We start from the raw sequence: 6,411 nt of genomic DNA, 5'->3' as shown, positions 1-6,411 counted from the left end.
GACGCCTGCCGCAGGAGGGCTTCGGGATCGGGTCGGTCTGGCTCGCCCGGCCTCACCGGTCGGGGCCGGCCCCGAGACGATCGAGCGCCTGATTGATGGCGAGGACGTTGACGCGTTCCTCACCGAGGAAGCCGAGGAGCGGATGTTCGGTCTGCTCGGCAACGAGTGAGCGCAAGCGACTTTCGGGCAATCCGCGTACCCTCGCGATGCGCGACGCCTGCACCAGTGCGGCGGCGGGCGAGAGGTGAGGGTCGAGTCCCGAACCGCTGGCCGTCACCAGGTCGGCAGGCATCGGGCCGGACATGCCTTCGGCCTGCCGTTTTTCGACATCGGCCTGGACGCGGTCGGTCAGCGCCTGCGCCGTTGGGCCGAGGTTCGAGCCCGAGGAGGCGAGCCCGTCATAGCCGTCGCCCGCGGCCGAGGGCCGGGTCTGGAAATAGCCTTCAGAGGTGAAGGCCTGCCCGACGACGGTCGAGCCGATGACCTTGCCGCCGGAATCGCGAACGAGGCTGCCGTTCGCCTGGCTGGGGAATATCGCCTGTCCGATGCCGGTCATCGCGAGAGGATAGCCGATACCGAGCAGGATGGCGAACAGGATCGTCATGACGATCGCGGGCCGCAGCGAGGATGTGAAGTCGTTGCCCATCGTCATGCTCCTTAGGCAAGACCGAGGCCGCCAACGGCCAAGTCGATGAGTTTGATACCGATGAACGGCGCGATGAGGCCGCCGAGTCCGTAGACGGCAAGATTGCGGGCGAGCAGCGGGCCGGCGGCCATCGGCTTGTAGGCGACACCGCGCAGCGCGAGCGGCACGAGCAGCGGGATGATCAGCGCGTTAAAGATGATCGCCGACAGGATCGCGCTTTCGGGGCTCCCCAGTCCCATGATGTTGAGCACGCCCAGCCCCGGATAGAGGACGACGAACATCGCGGGGATGATCGCGAAATATTTGGCGACATCGTTCGCGACCGAAAAGGTCGTGAGCGCGCCGCGCGTCATGAGCAATTGCTTGCCGAGCCCGACGACCTCGATCAGCTTGGTCGGATCGCTGTCGAGATCGACCATGTTACCGGCTTCGCGCGCCGCCTGCGTTCCCGTATTCATCGCGACCCCGACGTCGGCCTGAGCGAGGGCAGGGGCATCGTTGGTGCCGTCGCCGCACATCGCGACGAGGCGGCCGCCCTGCTGTTCCTTGCGGATAAGCTCAAGCTTGTCCTCGGGGGTCGCCTGCGCGAGGAAATCGTCGACCCCGGCCTCGGCAGCGATCGCCGCGGCGGTCAGCGGATTATCGCCGGTGATCATGACCGTGCGGATGCCCATCTGACGCAGTTCGCCGAACCGCTCGCGAATACCCGCCTTGACGACATCCTTGAGGAAGATCGCGCCGAGCAGCTTGCCGTCGACCGCGACCGCGAGCGGGGTGCCGCCGCCGCGTGCAATTTCGTCGGTGATGCGGCGGAGCTCGGTCGCGGCGGCGGTTTCCTCGACGCCGGGATTGGCCTTGAGCACCGAATCGACGGCGCCCTTCTGGATGGTCGACGCGCCGATCTTCACCCCGGAAATGCGCGTCTGCGCGGTAAAGGGGATGACTTCGGCGCCCGAGGGCAGCGACTGGGCCGCAACGTTGAACCGCTCGCGCGCGAGCACGACGATCGAGCGGCCTTCGGGGGTCTCGTCGGCAAGGCTGGCGAGAAGCGCGGCTTCGGCAAGCTCGCCGACCTGCACGCCGCCGACGGGGCGGAATTCGCTCGCCTGCCGGTCGCCGATCGTGATCGTGCCGGTCTTGTCGAGCAGCAGCACGTCGACGTCGCCCGCCGCCTCGACCGCGCGGCCCGACTTCGCGAGCACGTTGAAGCGCACGAGACGATCCATGCCGGCGATGCCGATCGCCGAGAGCAGCGCGGCGATCGTCGTCGGGATTAGCGTGATCAGCAGCGCGGCGAGGATGCTGACCGGGATCGCGCCGCCCGCATAGGAGGCGAAGCCGGGGATGGTCCCGACCGCGATCAGAAAGATGATCGTGAGGCCGACGAGAAGCAGGGTAAGGGCGATCTCGTTCGGCGTCTTCTGCCGCTCAGCGCCTTCGACGAGCGCGATCATCCGGTCGAGGAAGCCCTGGCCCGGATTGACGGTGACCCGCACATGGATTTCGTCCGAGATGACGCGCGTACCTGCGGTGACCGCCGAGCGATCGCCGCCCGCCTCGCGGATCACCGGCGCGCTTTCGCCGGTGATCGCGGCCTCGTTGACCGATGCGACGCCGAGGATGACTTCGCCATCCGAAGGAATCAGGTCGCCGGTTTCGACGAGGACGATGTCGCCGACCCGGAGCGCGCTGGCGGGCACTTTTTCGACCTGCCGTACGTCGCCGCCCTTGAATCGCTTGGCGGCGAGTTCGGCTTTGGTCGCGCGGAGCGAGGCCGCCTGCGCCTTGCCGCGCCCTTCGGCGAGTGCTTCGGCAAAGGTGCCGAAGAGCACGGTCAGCCAGAGCCAGACGACGAGCTGCAATTTGAAGCCGGTCGCCAAACCGTCGTGACCGACGACGAGCAGCACCGTCAGCAAGGTCGCGACAACCGCGGTCGTGAACATCACCGGGTTGCGGATCAATTCCCGGGGATCGAGTTTGCGGACAGCGTCGCCGATTGCCGGAACGATCAGGTCGGCGGTGAAAAGCGATTTTGTATTTGCGTGTGCCATGTCGGCTCCCCGCTCAGAAGGTTTGGCCGCTGATCATCGCGAGATGATCGGCGATGGGGCCGAGCGCGAGGCTCGGCAGGAAGGTGAGGCCGCCGAGGATCAGGATGATCCCGACGAGCAGGCCGACCCAGAGGCCGCCGGTGGTCGGAAAGGACCCGGCGCTTTCGGGTGTGTATTTCTTCGCCGCGAGGCTGCCGGCGATCGCCAGCATCGGCACGATGATGAAGAAGCGGCCAAGCCACATCGCCACCCCGAGCAGGCCGTTATACCAGGGTGTGTTCGCGGTGAGACCGGCGAAAGCCGAACCGTTGTTCGCGACCCCCGAGGTGAAGGCGTAGAGGATTTCCGAGAAGCCGTGCGGTCCCTTGTTGAGCGGCCCGGCAAGCCCCGCCTCGGCGACCGACGAAATCGCGGTAAAACCGAGGATGACGAGCGGCAGGATGGCGATCGCCAGCACTGCAAGCTTCACTTCCTTCGCCTCGATCTTCTTGCCGACATATTCGGGGGTGCGGCCGACCATCAATCCCGCGACGAACACTGCGAGAATGGCGAACAGCAGGAAGCCGTAGATGCCCGCGCCGACGCCGCCGATGACGACTTCGCCAAGCTGCATGTTGAACAGCGGGATCATGCCGCCGAGCGCGGTAAAGCTGTCGTGCATCGCATTGACGCCGCCGCACGATGCGGCGGTGGTGACGACCGCGAAGAGCGAGGATGCCGCGATGCCGAAACGCACCTCCTTGCCCTCCATATTGCCGCCCGCGACCCCAAGCTGATGGAGGATCGGGTTGCCCGCGGCCTCCTGCCAATAGGTGATGCTGACACCGGCGAGGAACAGGATGAGCATCGCCGAGAGGATTGCCCAGCCCTGGCGCGTGTTGCCGACCGCCTTGCCGAAGGTCCAGGTGAGGCCGAAGCCGATCAGGAAGATCGACAGCATCTGCACGAGATTCGTGAGCGCATTCGGGTTTTCGAACGGATGCGCGCTGTTGGCGTTGAAGAAGCCGCCGCCATTGGTGCCGAGCATCTTGATCGCTTCCTGGCTCGCGACGGGGCCGATTGCGAGTGTCTGCTTGACGCCTTCGAGCGTCGACACGTCGACCGTCCCGGCGAGCGTCTGCGGAACGCCGTTGGCGATATAGAAAATCGTCAGCAGCACGCAGAGCGGCAGGAGCAGGTAGAGCGTCACGCGCGTCGCGTCGGCCCAGAAATTGCCGATCGTCGCCGCGGAGCGCCGCGCGAACCCACGGAAGAGCGCGAAGGCGAGCGCGATGCCCGTCGCGGCCGAGACGAAATTGTGGATGGTCAGCCCCAGCATCTGGCTCAAGTTCGACATCGTCGATTCGCCGCCATAGCTTTGCCAGTTGGTGTTGGCGGTAAAGCTGATCGCGGTGTTGAACGACAGATGCTCGCCGACGCCGGCGAGACCTTGGGGATTGCCGGGAAGCACGCCCTGGAGCCGGAGGACGGCATAGGTGAACATCATCAGCACGAAGTTGAAAATGAGCATGTGCACCGCATAGCGGCGCCAGCTTTGCTCGGCGGCGGGGTCGATGCCCGCGAGCTTGTAGAAGCCGGTCTCGACGGGGCCGAGCACGGCATGAAGCGGGGTGCGGCGCCCTTCGTAGAGTGCGAAAAGCCAGAGGCCGACCGGTTTGGTCAGCGCGAGCAATATGCCGGTAAAGGCGATGATGAGGATCCAGCCCTGAAGGGTCATGGCAGACGCTCCTTTCTAGAAGCGTTCGGGGCGGATCAGCACCGCCACGAGGTAGAGGAGGAGACCGAGTGCGGTCAGTGCGGCGAGCCAGAGGTCGATGGTCATGGCGTCACCTCACGCCTTGTCGCACAGGCGGACATAGGCGAGCGTCGCCGCTAGCAGTCCAACCATGATCGCGATCCAGAGCAGATCCTGCATCATCGTTCCTTTTCTAGAAGGCCGCGGTCAGCGACACGGTAACCGCGCCGTCGGCGATCGATCCCGTGCCGTCCTGGCCCTTGCTGAAGCCCGGCTGGAGATAGGCGGCATCGGCCGCCGAAATGTCGGTGTCGACGTAGCTGAGGTTGAGCGTGAGATTCTTCCACGTCGCGTCGGCGCCGACCGACCAGTCCCAATAATCGCCGGTCGGCGCGACGCTGGTCGCATTGGGGCCGAGCCCGTCGTTGCCCGAACTGTGGCCGATATGCGCCTTGGCGGTAATCGGCGTCCCCGCGATGGACACGGCGGCGTCGCTCCAGACGTAGAGATTGTCTTCCTTATCGCCGGGGTCGTTATAGACGCCAGCGACCGCATCGGCGCCAGTGAAATACCAGCGGCCGAGCGCTTGCTGCTTCGGCGCATAGGCGGCGCCGGCGGTGAGCGTCGCCGGGCCGGCCGTGCCGGTCAGCTTGACATAGGGTTCGGCAAAATCGCTTTTGTCGGCGCCGCCCGGATACATATACCAGGTCAGCCCGGCGTCGAGCGTCGCACGATCAGAAAGCTGCACCTTGTAGCCCGCGATCAGGTCGAGCTCCATGTTCGCGCCGCCGAAGGTGCCCCAGGCGGAAAGGTTCGCCGCCCATGCGCCCGCATAGAAACCGCTTTCGTGGGTGAGCGTCAGCCCGCCCTGGACCGCCATATTCTCGTCGGTCTGCGAAATGCCGCGAAAGCGGTAGTCGGAGGTCAGCGTCGCCGAGCCGCTGACGGTGAGTGCGGGCGTTGTCTGGGAAGCATCGGATTGGGCATGGGCGGGCGTTGCGGCAAGGCCCGCAAGGCCGATGATCGGGAAGAGAAGATATTTGTGCATATGTCCCCCATTCGCGATTCCTCCGCCGCCAATCGGCGGGGAATGCGAATCATGAGGACGCTCAATTAGGTGGGCTCAGCATTTCAATTCGAGGGCGAATCCGGTCGAAGGCATATGTTTTGCATATGCAGGTCGACCGGGATCCGTCGTCTCTGGCCTATTTCTTCTCGACCAGTTCGCGCAGCAGGAAGGCGTGGAGCATCGCGGCGCGCACCGCATCCTCGGCATGGTCGGCGCCGACCGAATGGCCGCCCTCGATATATTCGTGATAATAGACGCTGTTGCCGAACTCCTCCAGCCGCGCCGCAAATTTGCGCGCATGACCGGGGTGGACGCGGTCGTCCTTGGTCGAGAGGTAGAGGAAGATCGGCGGATAGGTCACGCCCTTGCGGATATTCTGATAGGGCGAATATTTCGACAGGAACGCCCAGTCTTCGGGAACGTCGGGATCGCCATATTCGGCGACCCACGAGGCGCCCGCGAGCATCTTGTCGTAACGCCACATATCTTTGATCGGCGAACCCGAGATGACCGCGCCATAGAGGTCGGGTCGCTGCGTCATCGCCGCGCCGACGAGCACGCCGCCGTTCGAGCGGCCGGAAATGCCGATCTTCCCCCTGGCGGTGACTCCGGTGCGGATCAGATCCTCGGCGACGGCGTGGAGATCGTCGAAGCTCTTCTGGCGGTTCTCGCGGAGCACCGACTTGTGCCAGTCGGGGCCGTACTCGCCGCCGCCGCGGATGTTGGCGAGGACATAGGCATTGCCCTCCTCGGTCCAGAACATTCCGAGCGGTCCGGCCCTGTAGGGCTGGCCGGTGAGGTAGCCCGGGGTCTGGGCGGCGCGGAACCCGCCATAAGCGTGGATCAACGCCGGGACCGGGCGGCGCACGTCCTTGCGGCGGGCGAGGAAGTAGGGGACTCGCGTGCCGTC

Annotated in this window: 6 protein-coding genes; all 6 read right to left on the bottom strand. The window is 65.4% G+C overall.

The window, feature by feature from the left end:
- Positions 1–52 precede the first annotated feature (52 nt).
- A complete protein-coding gene (gene kdpC / locus VGD20_RS03800; RefSeq protein ID WP_331133171.1) occupies positions 53–646 on the bottom strand; it encodes a potassium-transporting ATPase subunit KdpC in 594 nt (197 codons plus the stop codon).
- 11 nt (positions 647–657) lie between these two features.
- Entirely contained in the window at positions 658–2,697 is a 2,040-nt protein-coding gene (gene kdpB / locus VGD20_RS03795; RefSeq protein WP_331133170.1) for a potassium-transporting ATPase subunit KdpB, read from the bottom strand.
- A 13-nt stretch (positions 2,698–2,710) separates the two neighbouring features.
- Positions 2,711–4,414, bottom strand: a complete 1,704-nt coding sequence (kdpA, locus tag VGD20_RS03790) for a potassium-transporting ATPase subunit KdpA (RefSeq protein ID WP_331133169.1) — start codon at positions 4,412–4,414, stop codon at positions 2,711–2,713.
- A 15-nt stretch (positions 4,415–4,429) separates the two neighbouring features.
- Positions 4,430–4,519 carry a K(+)-transporting ATPase subunit F gene (gene kdpF, locus VGD20_RS03785; protein WP_066860912.1) on the bottom strand — a complete coding sequence of 30 codons (90 nt, stop codon included), beginning with the start codon at positions 4,517–4,519 and terminating at the stop codon, positions 4,430–4,432.
- Between the two features lie 106 nt (positions 4,520–4,625).
- On the bottom strand, positions 4,626–5,480 hold the full coding sequence (locus tag VGD20_RS03780; protein ID WP_331133168.1) for a TorF family putative porin: 855 nt from the start codon (positions 5,478–5,480) through the stop codon (positions 4,626–4,628).
- A gap of 157 nt (positions 5,481–5,637) precedes the next feature.
- Positions 5,638–6,411, bottom strand: a 774-nt coding sequence (locus tag VGD20_RS03775) for a prolyl oligopeptidase family serine peptidase (RefSeq protein WP_331133167.1), incomplete at its 5' end; no start/stop codon positions are given.

This window comes from Sphingopyxis sp., assembly GCF_036402335.1.
In the GTDB taxonomy this organism is placed as follows: domain Bacteria; phylum Pseudomonadota; class Alphaproteobacteria; order Sphingomonadales; family Sphingomonadaceae; genus Sphingopyxis.
The sequence above is the reverse complement of the archived record's forward strand: the minus strand, read 5'-3'. Positions and strand labels throughout refer to the sequence as shown.

Bases quoted from the DNA above. Each gene is read 5' to 3' on its own strand.
- kdpA (WP_331133169.1), bottom strand. From the start codon at position 4,414: ATGACCCTTCAGGGCTGGATCCTCATCATCGCCTTTACCGGCATATTG.
- VGD20_RS03780 (WP_331133168.1), bottom strand. From the start codon at position 5,480: ATGCACAAATATCTTCTCTTCCCGATCATCGGCCTTGCGGGCCTTGCC.
- kdpC (WP_331133171.1), bottom strand. From the start codon at position 646: ATGGGCAACGACTTCACATCCTCGCTGCGGCCCGCGATCGTCATGACG.
- kdpF (WP_066860912.1), bottom strand. From the start codon at position 4,519: ATGACCATCGACCTCTGGCTCGCCGCACTGACCGCACTCGGTCTCCTC.
- kdpB (WP_331133170.1), bottom strand. From the start codon at position 2,697: ATGGCACACGCAAATACAAAATCGCTTTTCACCGCCGACCTGATCGTT.